Raw genomic sequence first — 17,401 nt, 5'->3', positions numbered from 1 at the left:
CTCGCGGCCGCGACTGTACGCGCCTGACGGGCAGGGCCCGCACCGGCGCCCGTCGAGCGGGGCCGGTGCGGGAACCTCGGCCTAACGCATGGGGCCGAAGTGTTTCATCCAAGTCGGCATTGGTTGGACAACAGGCGGTGTCGGTGACGGCTCCGCTGCAGGGGCAGGCGCAACCGGCGCGATAATGGCCGGTGCCGGAGTCGGGCCAGGTGCCTCCACCGAAGCGGGTGCCTCTGCCTGAGCAGGCGCCGCCGCCGGGGCCGGTGCCTCCTTCGGAGCAGGTGCCTCCGCCGGAGCAGGTGCCTCCGCCGGAGCAGGCGTCTCCGCCGGAACAGGCAATGGTGCTGCCGCGACCGGCGCCTCGACGACCTCCGCCTCGATCATGTGCGCTTCTGCCGATGCCGGATCCGTCACCGGAGGCCCGGAAACAGGCTCCTCTGCCGCCGGCATGACGGCCACCGGCACTTCGATGAGGGAGTCCGGGGTCGTGGCTGCCGGATCCGCGGGCACAACCGGCTCCTCGGGTATGCTCTCCGCGACGGCAGGCTCCTCGACGGGCGCCGCAGCCGGCGGGGCGGACACATCCGGGGCAGGCGCATCCGGAAGGACCGGAAGCGTTGGATGCGCTAGGGAGGGCGTTGCCGCAGGGCTCGGCGGAGCGGCCGTGGTCGAACCCGGCAGAGGCGCGAAATGCGGCATCCGATACTCTTTTGGCGTGCCGACCGCCGGAGACGCAGGCGTCACCGGAGCGGGCTCTGAGGATACCTCGGCGGCCGGCTCGCCACCGGGCTCAGGCACCTCGGCCTCGGCCTCGGGGACGGTGGCGATGTCGGCCTCGACCCCGGAAACAGCTGCGGCCTCGGATTTGGCCTCGACCTCGGAAACAGCTTTGGAAGCGGGCTCGGCAGCAGCGGAGTCCGCCACCGGTGCGGATTCAGGCGCCGGCGCGGGGGCTACCGGCAAGGGCGCGAAATGGCGCAGGCCGGCTGGCTCGGACCGAGTGGTCTCGGGCACCGGTGACGCCGCGTCGGCAGGGACTTGTGCTGTCGGCTCGGGCGCACTTTCCGGTTGAGCCGTACTCGCCGCAGGTGCTGCCCGCAGGGGCGCGAAGTGCGGCGCGCCGGCTGCCTTCGACGGAGCGGGCTCGGGTTCCGTAGGTGACGCCTCAGCAGGAGCTTGCGCGACCGGCTCCGGCGCAGGCGCCAGCTCGGCTGCGCTCACCGCGGGTGTAGGCGCGGCAGCCGACGGCGGCGGCGCCGACACCGTCACGGTCCCGATGGGAGCGAGATTCGCGGCGACTTGAATCGGCGTCAGAGGTGCGGGTTCCTCGAAAGGGTCTGCAAGCGTGACGTACAGGGTTCCGACAACAGTCACGACGGCCACGGTCCAGACGGACGTCTTACCGATATCGATAGTCGCCAGTTTTGCCCGCGCTTGTGCGAGCGTGGCCACGACCTCTTTCATCAGGTTGTTCCTCGTTTAGGACGGTTAGAAATGGATTTGGTCATAAAACCTGCTTAGGCTGCCTGAATAGGCGCGCGGGTTCAAGGGAGAACCACAATCGGGAAAGACAATCGCGCCGCAATCGGGCGTTCGGCGAGGACTCGGCGCGCCGGGTGGGCGGTCGGCCGGCGAGCGGCTCACCGCCTGGTGCAGCCGCCTTCGCACCTTGCGGATCGTCACGCGAGATTCGCGGATCGACTGCCGCATGCCAAGCGCCCCGGATATACTGCTGCGAATGTCGCCGGCCCGCCGAGACGTCCACCGACGCCCGAGCCGACCCGTGAATCCGGGAACCGGTTTCGTACTCACCCGACCAGACAAAGGCTGCGGCCGCCCATTATCGCTATGGCAACCAACCCTCTCTCAGGCGCCGGATACCTGCTCCAGGGCGTCGGACTGATCACCCGACCCGGGTTGCGGCGGTTCGTCGTTGTTCCGCTCGCGGTCAATATTCTGATCTTCTCCGCTGCCATCGCCCTGGGCGTGCGTCTGTTCGGAAACGTCCTCGCGACCCTCGAGGCGCGCCTTCCGAGCTGGCTCGGCTGGCTGGACTGGGTTCTCTGGCCCCTGTTCGTCCTAGTCCTGCTCGTTGTGGTCTTCAACCTCTTCGCGCTGGTGGCAAACCTGATCGCGTCGCCCTTCAACAGCCTCTTGGCCGAGAAGGTCGAGCGGATGCTCACCGGACGCCCGCTCGATGAGGGAAGCACCCTTGCCGGCGTCATGGCCGACATCGTGCCGACACTCGTCGACGAGATCCGAAAACTGCTTTATACCGTTGTTCTTGCGATTCCTTTCCTACTCCTGCTGTTCGTGCCCATCGTCGGACAGATCCTCTGGTTTCTGTACATTGCCTGGGTATTGGCCGTTCAGTATTCGGATTATCCGATGGGAAACCACGGGATGAAGTTACGCGAGATGCGCCGAAGGCTCGCTCGGCAACGCGGGATAAGCCTTGGTTTCGGCGCTTCTGCGGCCATGCTGAGCATGGTGCCGCTGGTCAATTTCATCCTCATGCCGAGCGCCGTGGCGGGCGCCACCGCCATGTGGGTCCGTGAGCTGAAAGGCGCGACGAATTATCAAAGTCCAACCCGGTCTCGTGTGGCGACGCGCTACGTTCTGCTCGAGATCGACCATCTCTCGGGCCGGATCGGCGGCGAGGTGCAGGTCGGACCACATGCCGGGCAGTCGCTCGATCAGGTGACGACGGAGGATCTCGTCGAGATGCTCGAGACGTGCTATGCAGGCGACCCCGAGTCGGCCGAGGCGCTCGAGGTCTATCTCGATCGCGAGCGCGGACGCAAGACCGCGGAGGCACCGCACCGCCGACACGCCGAGGCACCGCACGCACCGATCGAGCGGATGCCGTCGGACGAGGCCCGGGCCATCCTCGGTATCGGCCCCGATGCCGGTCCGCAAGACGTTCGCAGCGCGCACCGGCGCCTGATCCAGCGTCTGCACCCGGACCGCGGCGGCTCGGACTATCTGGCCTCCAAGATCAACGAGGCGAAACAGGTCCTGTTGAACTAAACCGCGCCGGCTCCAGCGGCAGTCAAGTCTGCCGGGGCCGATCCCATCCAATAAACATCGCATACCGCGCCGGGCGCGGTTTAGAGGCACAGCTCGCCCATGTTCGTCCGAATCCTGCTTGTGTTGATGGTGCTGGCCGCAGTGATCGGCGCCCTCGCCTACGTTAAATACAGCCAGATCCAGTCCGAGAGCGCCATGTTCTCGCAACCCATGCCGGCACCGACGGTGACTGCCGTGACGGTCGAGGCGAGGGCCTGGGAGCCGACCCTGGAGGCGGTCGGCACCCTGCAGGCGATCCAGGGCGTGGAGGTGAACAACGAGGTCGCCGGGCAGGTGACGGCGATCGAGTTCGAATCAGGCGCGATGGTCAAGAAAGGCGACATCCTGGTCCGGCTGGCCGATGAGGTCGATCGCGCCGACTTGGAGGGATTACAGGCGGCGGAGCGCCTCGCGCAGATCAAGGTGGACCGCAATCGCTCGCTGCTCAAGGACCGTGCCGTCGCTCAAGGCGACTTCGACGAGCTCAGCGCGCAGCTCGATCAGGCCCGCGCGCAGGTCAAGGCCAAACAGGCGACGATCGAGAAGAAGACGATCCGCGCGCCCTTCGACGGACAGCTGGGCATCCGTCGAATCGACCTCGGGCAGTTCCTTGCCGAAGGTTCCTCGATCGTCCCGCTCCAGACCCTGGATCCCGTTTATGTCGACTTCGCCCTGCCCGAGCGTCACCTGGGGCTTCTGCAGGTCGGGCAACAGGTGCAGGTGCGCGTCTCCGCGCACCCGGACCGGATCTTTGACGGGGTCATCCAGGTCATCAGCCCCGGGATCGACCAAGGCACGCGCAACGTCCGTGTCCGTGCGGGCCTGAGCAATCCGGATCTGGCGCTTCGGCCCGGCATGTTTGCACGCGTCGCGACCCTCTTGCCGCGCGAGAACGCCGTGCTGACCATCCCGCGTGAAGCCATCGCCTTCAACACCTACGGCGACGCGGTCTTCGTCATCCGGGAGGAAGACGGCAAGGCGCTCGTCGAGCGCCGCCAAGTGCGCACCGGCGCGGTACGCGGGGACGAAATCGCGGTGCTGGAGGGACTTGCCGAGGGCGACCGTGTCGTCTTGTCCGGCCAAGTCAAACTCAACAACGCGCAAGAGGTCCGAATCGTCGATGCAGTGGGCGAGACGCCCGGGGCCGGCACATCCGAGGCCGAACCCACGCCTGACGCCGAGTCCGAGTCCAAGCCCCAGTCTGAAAGCGTTCCCGAGGACACGGCGACATGAAATTCACCGACATCTTCGTCCACCGCCCGGTCCTGGCCACCGTCGTCAGTCTGTTGATCTTCATCCTCGGCATTCGCGCCTTCCTCGACCTGGAGATCCGTCAGTACCCGGCGACCCAAAACACCGTCGTCACCATCACCACGGCCTACCCGGGCGCCAGCAGCGACCTGGTCCAGGGCTTCATCACCACGCCGCTGCAGCAGGCGGTGGCCGAAGCCAACGGGATCGAGTATCTCGTCGGTACCAGCACCGCCGGGATCTCGGTCATCGAGGCGAACATGCGCCTCAACTATGACCCCAACGCGGCCGTCGCCGAGATCCAGGCGAAGGTCGCCAGCCGTCTGAACGTCCTGCCCGAGGCCGCGCAGAACCCGGTGATCGATTCCACGACCGGCGACTCGACCGCACTCATGTATCTCGCCTTCTACAGCGAGGAGATGACGCTGCCGCAGATCACGGACTACCTGATCCGGGTCGTGCAGCCTCAGCTGCAGGCGCTGGAAGGCATCGCCAAGGCCGAGATCTTCGGCGACCAGACCTTTGCGATGCGGATCTGGCTCGACCCCGCACGCATGGCCTCGCTGGGTGTCAGCGGCGACGAGGTCGCCCGTGTGCTCGCCGAGAACAACTATCTCGCCGGCATCGGGCGGCTGCGCGGGGATCAGGTCCAGATCGATGTGTCGGCGACCACCGACGTCAGTCGCGTCGAGGACTTCCAACGCCTGGTCGTGCGCGCCCAAGACGACACCCTGATCCGTCTCGACGACATCGCCGAGGTCGAGATGGGTGCCAAGACCTATGACTCGGCCACGCTCTACAAGGGCATCCCGGCCATCTTCATCGGCATCGAGCCCGCGCCCGGCTCCAATCCGCTCGACGTCGCCGCGCGGGTGAGGGACCTGATGCCCGAGCTCGAGACCCAGTTCCCGGAAGGGCTGAAGGCGTTCGTGCCCTACGACGCCAGCGAGTTCATCGAAGAATCCATCACGGAGGTGTTCAAGACGCTCGCCGAGGCGGTGCTGATCGTGCTGCTCGTCATCTTTCTGTCGCTCGGCTCGTTCCGTGCCGCCCTGGTCCCCTCGGTCGCGGTGCCGCTCTCGATCGTCGGGGCCGGCTTCCTCATGTTGCTCCTGGGTTTCTCGATCAACCTTCTGACATTACTTGCGATGGTTCTCGCCATCGGGCTTGTCGTCGACGACGCCATCATTGTGGTCGAGAACGTGCACCGACACATCGAGATGGGCAAGAGCGGAATGCAAGCGGCGATCGACGGCGCGCGCGAGCTCGCCATGCCGATCATCGCCATGACCACGACGCTGGTCGCCGTCTACGCGCCCATCGGCTTCATGGGCGGGCTGGTCGGATCGCTCTTCACCGAGTTCGCCTTCACACTCGCCGGCGCCGTGGTGGTCTCGGGCGTGGTGGCCCTGACACTCTCCCCGATGCTCGCCGGACGCGTCCTGCGTGCGGGCAGCGAGCAAGGCCGTTTCGAGCAAGGCGTCGAACATGCTTTTACCGGTCTTGCAGAGGGTTATCGGCGCCTGCTGCATGGTTGGCTTAAGTATCCGGGCGTCACCCTCCTGGTCGCCGTCGTCATTCTGGCCGCCATCTACGGCATGTACAGCATGACCAAGAAGGAGCTGGCCCCGACCGAGGACCAAAGCATCCTCTTCTTTATGGGCACCACGCCCCAGACCGCGACCGTCGATCTCAATCTGCGTTATATCGACGAGATGCTGCCGATGTTCGAATCCTTTCCCGAATACAAGGAGAGCTTCATCATCGCCGGCATGGGCGGTGACCAGAGCATGACGTTCGGAGGCTTCAAGATGTCGCCGCCCTCGGAGCGCGAGCGTGGCCAGATGGAGATCCAGCCGCAGCTCCAGGGCATGCTCGGCGAGATCACCGGCATGCAGACCGTTGTCTTCCCCCGACCGAGCTTGCCGACACCGGGCAACGGTATTCCCGTCGAATTCGTCGTCCTCTCGGACCGCCCCGTCGCCGAGCTCGACGTCCTCGCCGACCAGTTGCTCGGCAAGGCGATGGCCAGCGGCAACTTCATGTTCCTGAGCAAGGACATCAAATACGAGCGGCCGCGCACCGTCTTGGAGGTCGATCGCGACCTCGCCGGTGATCTCGGAATCAGCATGGCCGATCTCGGCCGCAGCCTCTCGGTGATGCTCAACGAAGACTATGTGAACTGGTTCAGCCTGGAAGGCCGCAGCTATCAGGTGATTCCTCAGGTCGCACAGCGTTTCCGAAACGATGTCGGCGAGTTACAGGATTTTTATGTCCGCAATGCAGCGGGCGATCTGATCCCGCTGTCGGCCCTGGTCGAGATCCGCGACGAGGTCGAGCCCTCCAAACGCGTCCAGTTCCAACAACTCAACGCCATCACGCTCTCGGGCGTCATGACGCCCGGCGTCCCCCTGGGTGCCGCCCTCGCCTATTTGGAGCAAGAGGCGTCTGACCTCTTCCCGCGCGGCGTGCGCTGGGACTACAAGGGCGAGTCGCGTCAGTTCAAGACCGAAGGTGCGGCGCTCGAGGTCACCTTCTTTCTCTCGCTCCTGATTATCTATCTGGTGCTGGCCGCCCAGTTCGAGAGCTGGCGCGACCCCTTCGTGATCCTGATGTCCGTCCCGCTCACCATCGCGGGCGCCCTCGCCTTCCTTTTTCTCGGGTTCGCGAGCGTCAACATCTATACCCAGGTCGGGCTCATCACGCTCATCGGTCTGATCGCCAAGAACGGCATCCTGATCGTCGAGTTCTCCAACCAGTTGCGCGAGCGCGAGGGACTTTCCAAACGCGATGCAGTCGAGCAAGCCTCGGCGATCCGGCTTCGCCCGATCCTGATGACCACGGTCGCCATGCTGGTCGCCATGATCCCGCTCCTCACCGCCAGCGGTCCGGGGGCCGTCAGCCGCTTCGACATCGGCCTTGTCATCGTCACGGGGCTGGGCATCGGCACGCTCTTCACGCTCTTCGTGGTGCCGGCCTTCTATATGCTGCTCTCGCCGGATCAGCAGCGGACCGTCGGCGTCGTCCGTCCCGAGATCGATGCGGCTTAAACCGCGCCCGGCGCGGTATGCGATGTGTTTGGATGTGATCGGCCCCGGCAGACTTGACGACCGTTGGAGTCGGCGCGGTTTAAGATCACAAACTCATTGTCGTGGCTTCGAGAATCGTTTCGACCACATCGGCAATGTCCAAGTCGCCAACCGCGACCGCCCAGGTCCGCCGGATTCATCCGGCACCCGGGGACGGGCGACTTCAGTCGCCCGAGCGCGCCCTCGCGGCGAACGAAGGTCCGCCGCGAGGGCCGACTAAAGTCGGCGGACCCAGGCGTGCGGCCGAAGTCTCCCGTCGGGGAACCCGAGATGCCTGAACGCAGGGATGAGCAAGGCTGGCAGTGAGTGATGAGTGGCGGGAAGCGAATTCGTGAACAGTGATTTTTCTATCTCTGGAGCAGTTCCGGATCTGCGCCCCGCCGCGCCCGGAGCAGGAACAGTCCGCCTTCCCGTTTGTCCCGTCGCGGTCCTTGATATACATTCTAGACTCTGTATATCCATACGAGGTCTCGACGTCCATGCAAATCTCCAAATGGGGCAACAGTCTAGCCGTGCGTCTGCCCGCGGCGGTGATCGAGGCGCTTGCGCTCAAGGAGGGCGACGACATCGAGATCGTCGTTGCCGACGAGCGCCGTTTCGAGGTCCGACGCAAGCCGACCCGGACCGAGCTGCTCGAGCGCTTACGGGCCTATCGTGGGCGACTCCCGGCGGACTTTCGCTTCGATCGGCTGGAGAGCCACGAGGACCGCGGGTGACTACAGAGACCGACTTTTTCGACACCAATGTCGTGCTCTATCTGCTGAGCGAGGACGAGATCAAGGCGAACCGCGCCGAGGCCCTCCTCGCGGCCGGAGGGACGATCAGCGTGCAGGTGTTGAATGAATTCGTCAGCGTGGCTCGCCGCAAGCTCGGATGCGATTGGACTGAGGTTCGGGATATCCTCGAAACCATCCGCGCCCTGTGCCCGGTGCAGCCTTTGACGATCGACGTCCATGATCTGGGTCTGCGGCTCGCCGAGCGCTACGGTCTCCCGATCTACGATGCCATGATTGCCGCCAGCGCCCTGGATTGCGGCTGCACCACCCTTTGGTCGGAGGATTTCCAGGACGGCCAGACCCTCGACGGACGGCTGCGCGTCCGTAACCCTTTTGTCACCAGCCCCGGTCGTGCCTAAGCGGTGTCTCGCGCAACTCAGCCCGCCCCGGTCCGGAAATAGACCGCTCCTCGACCTGGTGCATCGTCTGAGCATCGGCCATATCGACGACACGCATTTCTTCACGCTGTCGCAGGTCTACGAGGACCTGCTTCTGAAGACGGGCGAGAAGAACGGTGCGATCACGCGTACCCGACCTTCGTCCCGAACCTGAACACTTCGAGCTACTCCGTCAGGACTAAAAGGATATCCAGAATGCCATTGACCCAGGCAATTCAGGGGTATGTGCTGATCATCGCGATGGTGCTGATACCCATGCTGATCGTCGTTCTGATCTTGACCGCCTGGAAGCGGTTCGTGCGCAACCGGAATTGCCGTCGCCTTTGTCGCCTATCAGACCCTGAAGATCGTTGGTGTTGTCGCTTAATTGGCGCGGGCTGGATGGGTTTCGCTGAGGCTCTACCCATCCTCGCGTATCAGTTGTTCTTGAATCGTTCCCGCCCGCTCCCACAGCAGCGCCATTGCCCAAATGAATACATCGAGCCGGATGCCGCCAGAAGCCCGGCGCGAATCACTGGACCGAAAACAGCCGCGACTCACTCCCGACGCGCGCGACGCAGGGTCTCCAACGCCCGGGCATAAGCCCCGCTCGCGATATCCTCGCGGACCCTTCGGGCATCGTCCCCGAGGATGGGCGCGACCAGATCTCCGAGCTCGCCCCAGACCTCCAGAGCCCGTGGGTCGCCTTCGGAGAGCAGGAACTCCAATTGGGCCAGGAGGACCTGCGCGATGGCCGGATCCGCGTTCGAGGTCGCGGCCGCAGACTCCGTCGGCTCGGCGGTCGCCTTGCTGTCCGCGCCAAAGGGCTCCGGAGGCTCCGGGGGCACGGCAGGCAACCAGCGCAGCAGGGCTGCGTACAATCGTGTCGGCTCGACGGGCTTGCCGATAAAATCGTTCATACCGGCATCCAAGCAACGTGCGCGATCGTCCTCGAAGGTCCCCGCCGTCATGGCCAGGATGGGCAGATTGGCCCGGCCGGGGAGCGCGCGTATGGCGCGGGTTGCCGCCAATCCGTCCATCCGCGGCATCTGGACATCCATAACGACCAAGGCATAGTTTTGCTCGCGCACCCGTTCGACAGCGGTTAAACCGTCGTCGGCCATGTCCACGAGGAGCCCTGTCTCCTCGAGCAGATCCAGGGCGACGTCTCGATTGATCGGGTCGTCCTCGACCAAGAGGATCCGCGTGCCTGAATAACGTCTAGCGATCAGCTGCTCCGGCGGCGCTGTCGACGAGGACGCGGAGGCGGCCGTCGGCTGCGCCGGCCGGTCGTCCCGGCGCAGACGCGCGGTCATCCAGAAGAGACTGCCTTGCCCCGGGGTGCTGGTCACGCCGACCTCGCCACCCATGAGGGTCGCCAGTCGCTTGACGATCGCCAGACCGAGTCCGGTGCCACCATGGCGACGCGTCGTCGAGTCATCGGCTTGGGTGAAGGGCTGGAACAGACGCTCCTGCTGATCCGGCGTCAAGCCCATCCCGTGGTCCTCGACCTCCAGACGGAGCAGAATGCTCTCCGCGATCTCCTCGGCGAGAGTGCCCCGCACCCGGATCTCGCCTTGCTCGGAGAACTTGATCGCGTTGCCGAGGAAGTTGACCAGGATCTGCTCCAGACGCAGCGGGTCCCCGATCACCCGGGCCGGCAGGCGCGGATCGATCGTCGTCAGCAGCCGAAGACCCTTCTCGGACGCGCGCTCGCCGAGCAGGCCGACGCCTCGCTCGATTACCGCCACCGGCGAAAACGGCGTCTGCTCCAAGACCAGTCGGCCGGACTCGATCTTCGACAGATCGAGGATATCGTCGATGATGAGCAGCAGATGAGACGCGGCATCACCGAGCTTGTGCAACCGGGTTTGAGCCGCGGGCGCGGTCACTTCCTTCAGAAGCAGATGATTCAGCCCGAGAATCGCATTCATCGGGGTACGAATCTCATGGGTCATGTTGGCCAGGAACCGCGTCTTGGCCCGGTTCGCGGCATCCGCGGCGTCGCGTGCCTCGGCAAGCTGCGCGGTCCGCTCCGCAACCAACTCCTCCAGGCGATGGCGATACTGCGCCAGCTCGGTCTCGGCCGCTTTGCGCCGAGAGATATCGAAGAAGGTCACGACGATCCTCTGCATCCGACCCTGCTCGTCGTGCAGCGGATGCGCGTCGCAATGCACCCACACGGGATCCGGTCGATCGGGCCTGACGATACCCAGTGTCAGGCCCTGGAGAGCCTGCCCGGTCTCGGCGACACGCTGGACCGGAAACGCGTCCACCGGCATCCGGGTTCCGCTCTCGCCGATGAAATGCCACCTCGGGTCAGTGGCAGCGCGGCCCTGCATCTGCTCGACCGTCAGCCCCAGGAAATGGGACGCCATCGGGTTGGCGTAGAGAATCCGGGTATCGGGTGCATGCACAACCAAGCCGGCATACAGGTTGTCGACCAGAGCGCGGTAGTTGCGCTCGCTCTCGCGCAAGGCCGCTTGGGCGTTCAGGCGCACCATGGAGTCGGCCGCTGTATCCGCGACGGTCTGCAGCATGCCCACCCATTCCGACGCCTCCGGGCGTCGCCGCACATCGCCGAGGGAGAGGGCTCCCAACACCCGCTCGCCGATCTTCAGCGGGATGCAGACGAAGCTCACGACACCGAGTGCGCGCAGTGCCGGCAAAGCGTACTCGGGACGCCGATCCGCTTCGAGCTCCACCAATGCCTCGCCGTGTGTCGCAACCCAGCCCGACAGGGTCTGATCGACCGACACGCGCAAGGGCTCGTCCGATGCCCCCCCGATCCCGACGTCGCCGACAAAGACCATCTCGGCGGATGCGCGGTCGTAGGTTTCGATGGCGACATGGGGACATGCCAGACGCGTGGACAGCAGCTCGGCGAGGGCTTGACAAAATTGCGCCGCGTCGTCCGAGGAGACCGCCAGGCGAGCCGCGGCGCTGAGTGTCTCGCGCGCCTGCTGCGCCTGGAACCGCTCGGTGATATCGGCGTAGGTGACGAGAACGCCGTACCCGGGCAAGGGCAGATGCGTTGCGACGACACCGAGCCAGATGATCCGCCCATCCGGCTTGCGGATCCCCATGTCGGCGCGATGCAATCCTCTTGGGTCTTGCAACGCCAATACACTCGGGTATTCCGATGAGGGCATGGGGGATCCGTCCGGACGGATCAGCTCCCACGCGACGCCGCCGAGGGTGCGCCGCAGGTGCTCTTCGCGCGAGATCCCGAGGATCGTCTCGGCGATCGGATTAGCCTCGACGATGGCACCGTCTTCGTCGGCGACCGAGATCCCGAGTGGAAAGCTGTCGAACAGGGTTCGGTACTTGGTCAGAGCGACGTCGAGCGAGTGCTCCGTGCGTCTGTGCGCATCGAGCTCCGCGACCAAGCGCTCGGCCTGCGCGCGCAACTTGGCGACCGCATGCACGAGGCCGGCAACGAGCAGGCTGATCAGTGTCCCGGCCGCGGCGATTGACCAGACCTTCAGGGTTCCGACGGAAAGCCCGCCGCTCGCCTGGCTGGAGAACACCAGGGTCCAACGGTAGCCATTGAAGTCGAGCGGAATGCGGGCAACGCCGGTTCCCCCCGGTGACCCGGCGATGGGTGCCCCGGGCTGACTGTCGTAGAGCAAGGTCTCGGGTGCAAGGCCGTCCCCGTCGTAGACGGCGAGACGGATCCGCATCCCATCCCGTTGCTCCCATCGGCCCAGAATGCCGCGCATCAGATCGTTCATGCGGTAAGGGCTGTAAACCCATCCCGCCAGCGCGGCGCGACGCTCCTCGATGGTTCCTACCGGCATCCCGTCATGATAGACAGGCACATACATGAGCGCACCGGCCTGGACGTCTTCGTCGGTCTCTTGGACCAGACGGACCCGTCCGGAGAGCGCTGCGATATCGCGATCGCGTGCCTCTTCCATCGCGGCCCGTCGCACCGGCTCGGAGAACATGTCATACCCGAACGCGCGCAGATTACGACCGCTGAAGGGCTCCAGATAGCGGATCGAGGAGTAAAGCGAGCGCTCGCCCTCGGGCCAGACACGGTAGTCGGGAAACCCCTCCCGACGCACCACATCGAGATGCGCCTGCAACTGCTCGGGCATGATCGGGAGGGAGAATCCGACACCCTGGATCCCCGGCATCTGGTCGTCGAGCCGCAGACCGGCAACAAAGGTCCGCCATTCGTCGCGTGTGACCTCCTCGGATGCCGCGAACAGGGCCGCACCGCTGCGCAGGATCTGCGCATGCGCGGCGAGTCGGGTCTGAATGCGATCGGCGATCTCCGCCGCCACGAAGGTCAGCTCGTACTTGGCGAGTGCCTCGACCTCGGCTCGAACCACGAGGGTGAGCAGCGCAGTGCACAGCAGCCCCGAAACCAGTGTCGCCCACACCGGCCACGCCGAGCGGCGCGGGATGTGTCGCGGATCATCCATCGCGCGTGTGGATAACCAGACGCAGCGTGTTCAGCGCCTGCTCGAAATCGAAGTTCTGGACCTGGGACCGGAACCGTGCGGCATGTGTCCCTAAAATCGCCCCGATCAGGGGTGCGAACTCAAGCACGAGGTCTTTGGCGCGCGTGTTGTCCTCGGCCAAGAGCGTTTCCAACCGGGCCAGGACGATCGGTGCCTGCGACCAATCGAGATCGGGTGTCGCGCTCGGTCGCGGGCTCGTCACCGAGCGGATGCCCGCAAGAAGCGGAGTCAGGACAGATTCCAAGGCGCCAATGCCGGCCTCCAAGTCCGACGTCGATGCACCGCTCCGAACACGCTCGGCAAGCTCGCCCGCGCGCGCACCCAAGGTGGTCGCACCCAGGGTCGTCGAGAGTCGTTTCAGCGTTCGCGCCAGACGCTCGACCTCGACGAGCTCACCCGCCGCCAAGCGCCGACGCAGCACCGCCGCGACGTCTCCGTGCGCCCGGGAAAACAAGTCGAGCACCCGCCGATACCCGGCATGATCGGAGCCGACCGCACGCAAACCGGCAGCACTGTCGAGACCGGGAATCATCACCAAGGCGCCGGTCGAAGCACCCTCGTCGACGCGGCTCGCGGCGGTCTCCTCGTCCGCTCCGGGCGCCCCCGGCATCGGCGGAAGCCAGCGCAGAAGTGCGCTGTAGAGGCGTTCCGGCTGCACCGGTTTGCCGACATGATCGTTCATCCCGGCGTCCAGGCATGCCTGACGATCCTCCATGAAGGCGTTGGCGGTCATGGCCAGGATCGGCAGGGTCTCGCGGCCCGGCAGGCGACGAATCGACCTGGTCGCAGCTAGGCCATCCATGATCGGCATTTGCACGTCCATCAGCACCAGCGCGTAATCGCGCTCGCGGACGAGGTCCAGCGCCTCTTGTCCGTTCGCGGCAATGTCCACGACCAATCCGAGTCTGCACAACAACTCGCGGGCCACCTCGGCGTTGAGCGGATCGTCCTCGACCACGAGCAGCCGAACCCCGCGATAGCGGCGCCCCAGACGTCCCTCCAAGTCACCGGACGGCCCGAGGCGTGGATGAATCATATCGCCCGGGGTCGCCCCCTTGTCGCCGCGCAGCGGCACCTCGACCCGAAATCGGCTGCCCTGCCCCGGCACGCTCGCAACGCCGACCTGCCCGCCCATGAGCTCGGCCAACCGCTTGCAGATGACCAAGCCGAGACCTGTGCCGCCGTAACGACGCGTCGTGGAATCGTCGCCTTGGGTGAATGGCTTGAAGAGTCGCTCGCATTGGCTCGGGGTTAGACCGATGCCCTCGTCGGAAACCTCGAGACAGAACAGGAGTCGACGACCCTCCGCTTCGCGAGCCCGGGCGCTGACCCGAACTGTCCCGCGCTCGGAGAACTTGATCGCATTGCCGAGATAGTTCAGCAGGATCTGGCCGAGCCGATGAACATCGCCGTAGAGCACGGCCGGGATGCCCGGATCGATCGACTGCTCGAGGATCAGCCCCTTCGCCGACGCCCGCTCGCCGAGGATGCTGAAGGCGTGCTGAATCAGCGCAACGGGCGAGAAGCCGGTCTCCTCGAGCGTGAGCTGACCGGCCTCGATCTTGGAGAGATCGAGAATGTCGTTGATGATCGACAAGAGATGCTGGGCCGCATCCATGACCTTCGTAACCTGAGCGCGCGGCCTCGGGTCGATCACCTCGCGCTCCAACAGGTGGCCGAGACCGATGATGGCGTTCATCGGGGTGCGAATCTCGTGACTCATGTTGGCCAGGAAGGCGCTCTTGGAGCGGTTGGCCGACTCGGCGCTCTCCTTGGCCTCGGCCAGTGCGAGCTCGGTGCGCCGGCGCATGACGATCCGCCACAGATCGTCGCCGACCAACTGAAGCTGCAGGCGGTCGGATTCGTCGTAGTCGATCGGTTTGTTCCCGACACCGATGAGCATCCGCACCTGCCCGTCCTCCTTGACGGGCACACCGAGATGACGCGCCAGCACGGCATGCCCCTCCGGGTAGCCGCGTCGGCCGTGTACGGCCTGAAAATCGTTGTGGACGACAGCTTGCCCGGTGCGCAGGGAATCGGCCCAAACGCCGGCCTTCGACAGCGAATAGTGACCGTCTTGCTCGGCCGTGCAATAAGCAAGTGTCCCGCGGGACCAGGTGCAGAGGTGAATGGTCTCCTGGTCATCGTCCACGAAATGCAGGTAGCCGACGAGGCTGTCGGTCAGGGCGACCGCGGTGTCGATACCCGCCTGCAAGAGCTCGGGCTCACTCAAGGTCGGCGCAGCCTGACTCAAGTCGAACAGCGCCTTCAGACGCCGGTCGCTGCGCATGAGATCGCGGTTGGCGGCATCCAGCTCGGCGGTCCGGGCATCGACGAGCGCCCGCAAATGATGCCGGTGCAGATCCAGCTCCGCTTGGGCGAGGGTGCGCTCGGTCATGTCCGTCACGATCGCGACAACATAGGGATGCCCCTCGATCTCGATCGCGCGATTGCCCACCCGGACATGCCGGACGCTGCCGTCTTTGTGTCGATGCAGGGTGTCGAAGTCGCCCCGGCCTCCTTTGAGGATCATGCGCAGGCCATCCAACACGCCGGCCAGATCGCGCTCGGCTTGGACATCCGCGATTCCGAGCCGGGCGAATTCCTCGCGGCTGTAGCCGAGCGCCTCGCAAGCGGCGTCGTTGAACTCGATGAAACGGGCCGTCTCGGCGTCGACCAGAATGATGCCGTCGCTCGCTTGTACGAAGATGGCGCGATAGACCTCTTCGCGCTCGCGCAGCGTTTCCTGAGCCTCGCGCAGCGTGGTGAAATCCATTGCGGTTCCGACCGCGAGCACGGGGCGTCCTCCGGGGTCTCGGCGTACGACACGCCCGCGGATCTGGAGCCACACCCAACGACCGTCGCGGTGGCGGCTGCGGTACTCGCATTCGATCGGAGGATCACCCGGCGCAAGAGCCGCGTGGAAGGCACGCAGCGCCGCGTCGCGGTCATCCGGATGCACGCACGCCAGCCAGGCAGCCCGATCAAGCGGTGCCTCGCCCCCGCGAAGGCCGAGCAAATCGCGCAGTGTCTCGTCGCGATAGAGCTGATCCGCGACCAGATCGAATTCCCAGAAACCGATGCCGGACGCCTCGACGGCCATCCGCAGCCGCTGCTCGGCATGGGCTTGCGCCCCCAACAAGCGCTCGGTTCGGCGCTTGGTGTCGTCGTGCAGGAGGTTGAACCCGATCCGCTCCATCAGGTTATGCAGCGTCAACATCCCCATGACCAATCCGTCGGCATCCACGACCGCGAGATGCCGTAGACCCTGCTCCTGCATCAAACAAGCGGCATCCGATACAGGACTGTCGTCGCGGATCATCCGCACGGGCGATCGCATCACATCGCGCACGATCAAGCCTCGGGCCTGTGCGCCCCGCCTTGCCAAGAGATCGGGAATGTCGCGCTCGGTGAGGATGCCCAGCGGGCGACGCCCCTCCACGATGAGCACGTAGGAGGCACGGTACTGCAGCATGAGGCCGCGCGCTCGCGCGACAGACGCATCGGGCGGCATGAGCGGCAGGTCGCGATCCATCACGGCGGACAGATCATCGAGCTGCTTGAGCAGGCGCAAGGTCAAGTAGCGACGAAAGTCGGTCTCGCTTGCGACCCCGACCGCCTTGCCGCTCGAGTCGACCGCCACCACGTGTCGAATCTGGTGGTCGAGGGCCTGGAGGTAAGCCGAGGCGAAATCGCTCTCCATGGGGATGGCGAGCACCGGGGTCGTCATCACATCCGAAACCGGCCGGTCGAGATCGATCTCCCGATCAAGCAGTCGCAGCAGATCACGCTCGGTCAGGATGCCCACGGGCTGCTCATCCTCGAGCACGAGGATGCACGAGAGTCTGTCCCTGGCCATGGTCCGGACGGCATCCCCGAGCGGGCTGTCCGGCACAACAGACTGCAGCCCCCGCGACATGATATCGGCGAGCGTCAGCTCAATGGCATCCGACATCCAATCACTCCTTGATGTCAGGCCGGACCCGGGCCGGCAGGCACGGGCGCGAGTGATTCGCGCAGCGGCTCGATCTGCTCAAGGCGGCGCGAGTCGCTGTCGGCATAGCGCACGGCAATGCTCCGGAACGCCTCGCGCCGCAGCATAAAGGCGTCGACCACATCCGGATCGAAATGGGTGCCGCGGCCTTGCTCGATGATGGTCACGGTCTGCGCAAACGGACAGGGAAGCTTGTAGACACGCTGGCACATCAGCGCGTCGAAGACATCCGCCAGCGCCATCAGCCGGGCGGCGATCGGGATCGCGTCGCCCTCGAGCCCCTCCGGATACCCGGATCCGTCCCATTTCTCGTGATGATAGTGCGCGATATCTTTTGCGATCGCCAAGAAGGCAAGCGGGCACTCGGCATCGC

General features: G+C 65.3%; 10 protein-coding genes. 6 read left to right on the top strand and 4 right to left on the bottom strand.

The genetic code is table 11. The features are described from left to right. Positions 1–81 precede the first annotated feature (81 nt). Positions 82–1,464, bottom strand: coding sequence for a hypothetical protein (locus GPT33_RS01310; RefSeq protein WP_296805135.1), 1,383 nt, complete (start codon positions 1,462–1,464; stop codon positions 82–84). Between the two features lie 384 nt (positions 1,465–1,848). Here GPT33_RS01310 and cysZ point away from each other — a divergent pair, with 384 nt between their 5' ends. The 6 genes from cysZ to GPT33_RS01280 all read left to right on the top strand — a co-directional run bounded on the left by cysZ (position 1,849) and on the right by GPT33_RS01280 (position 8,737). Continuing rightward, on the top strand, positions 1,849–3,030 hold the full coding sequence (gene cysZ / locus GPT33_RS01305) for a sulfate transporter CysZ (RefSeq protein ID WP_296805133.1): 1,182 nt from the start codon (positions 1,849–1,851) through the stop codon (positions 3,028–3,030). Between the two features lie 99 nt (positions 3,031–3,129). Continuing rightward, positions 3,130–4,302, top strand: coding sequence for an efflux RND transporter periplasmic adaptor subunit (locus GPT33_RS01300; protein ID WP_296805131.1), 1,173 nt, complete (start codon positions 3,130–3,132; stop codon positions 4,300–4,302). Continuing rightward, complete coding sequence (locus GPT33_RS01295) at positions 4,299–7,370, top strand: efflux RND transporter permease subunit (protein ID WP_296805129.1); 3,072 nt, start codon at positions 4,299–4,301, stop codon at positions 7,368–7,370. Before GPT33_RS01300 ends, GPT33_RS01295 begins: the two co-directional genes overlap by 4 nt. A gap of 518 nt (positions 7,371–7,888) precedes the next feature. Beyond that, positions 7,889–8,125, top strand: coding sequence for an AbrB/MazE/SpoVT family DNA-binding domain-containing protein (locus tag GPT33_RS01290; RefSeq protein WP_296805127.1), 237 nt, complete (start codon positions 7,889–7,891; stop codon positions 8,123–8,125). Next, positions 8,122–8,544 carry a PIN domain-containing protein gene (locus GPT33_RS01285; protein ID WP_296805125.1) on the top strand — a complete coding sequence of 141 codons (423 nt, stop codon included), beginning with the start codon at positions 8,122–8,124 and terminating at the stop codon, positions 8,542–8,544. Before GPT33_RS01290 ends, GPT33_RS01285 begins: the two co-directional genes overlap by 4 nt. Before the next feature lie 58 nt (positions 8,545–8,602). Continuing rightward, the gene (locus GPT33_RS01280) at positions 8,603–8,737 is read left to right on the top strand and encodes a hypothetical protein (protein ID WP_296805123.1); all 135 of its coding nucleotides are present in this window, start codon (positions 8,603–8,605) and stop codon (positions 8,735–8,737) included. Between the two features lie 382 nt (positions 8,738–9,119). On the opposite strand, the gene GPT33_RS01275 is transcribed toward GPT33_RS01280, so the two are convergent. From GPT33_RS01275 to GPT33_RS01265, 3 genes are all read right to left on the bottom strand, one after another. Beyond that, on the bottom strand, positions 9,120–12,995 hold the full coding sequence (locus GPT33_RS01275; protein ID WP_296805121.1) for a CHASE domain-containing protein: 3,876 nt from the start codon (positions 12,993–12,995) through the stop codon (positions 9,120–9,122). Continuing rightward, positions 12,988–16,989 carry a CBS domain-containing protein gene (locus tag GPT33_RS01270; RefSeq protein WP_296805119.1) on the bottom strand — a complete coding sequence of 1,334 codons (4,002 nt, stop codon included), beginning with the start codon at positions 16,987–16,989 and terminating at the stop codon, positions 12,988–12,990. The genes GPT33_RS01275 and GPT33_RS01270 overlap by 8 nt, the downstream gene beginning before the upstream one ends. Positions 16,990–17,006: 17 nt before the next feature. Further along, the coding region (locus tag GPT33_RS01265) for an HD domain-containing phosphohydrolase (protein WP_296805117.1) at positions 17,007–17,401 on the bottom strand (395 nt) is incomplete at its 5' end.

Source organism: Thiocapsa sp., from assembly GCF_011390875.1.
GTDB lineage: Bacteria > Pseudomonadota > Gammaproteobacteria > Chromatiales > Chromatiaceae > Thiocapsa.
The sequence above is the reverse complement of the archived record's forward strand: the minus strand, read 5'-3'. Positions and strand labels throughout refer to the sequence as shown.

Excerpts from the sequence above, each read along its gene's own strand:
- GPT33_RS01310 (WP_296805135.1), bottom strand. The coding sequence starts at position 1,464 with ATGAAAGAGGTCGTGGCCACGCTCGCACAAGCGCGGGCAAAACTGGCG.
- GPT33_RS01290 (WP_296805127.1), top strand. The coding sequence starts at position 7,889 with ATGCAAATCTCCAAATGGGGCAACAGTCTAGCCGTGCGTCTGCCCGCG.
- GPT33_RS01300 (WP_296805131.1), top strand. The coding sequence starts at position 3,130 with ATGTTCGTCCGAATCCTGCTTGTGTTGATGGTGCTGGCCGCAGTGATC.
- GPT33_RS01275 (WP_296805121.1), bottom strand. The coding sequence starts at position 12,995 with ATGGATGATCCGCGACACATCCCGCGCCGCTCGGCGTGGCCGGTGTGG.
- GPT33_RS01295 (WP_296805129.1), top strand. The coding sequence starts at position 4,299 with ATGAAATTCACCGACATCTTCGTCCACCGCCCGGTCCTGGCCACCGTC.
- GPT33_RS01270 (WP_296805119.1), bottom strand. The coding sequence starts at position 16,989 with ATGTCGGATGCCATTGAGCTGACGCTCGCCGATATCATGTCGCGGGGG.
- cysZ (WP_296805133.1), top strand. The coding sequence starts at position 1,849 with ATGGCAACCAACCCTCTCTCAGGCGCCGGATACCTGCTCCAGGGCGTC.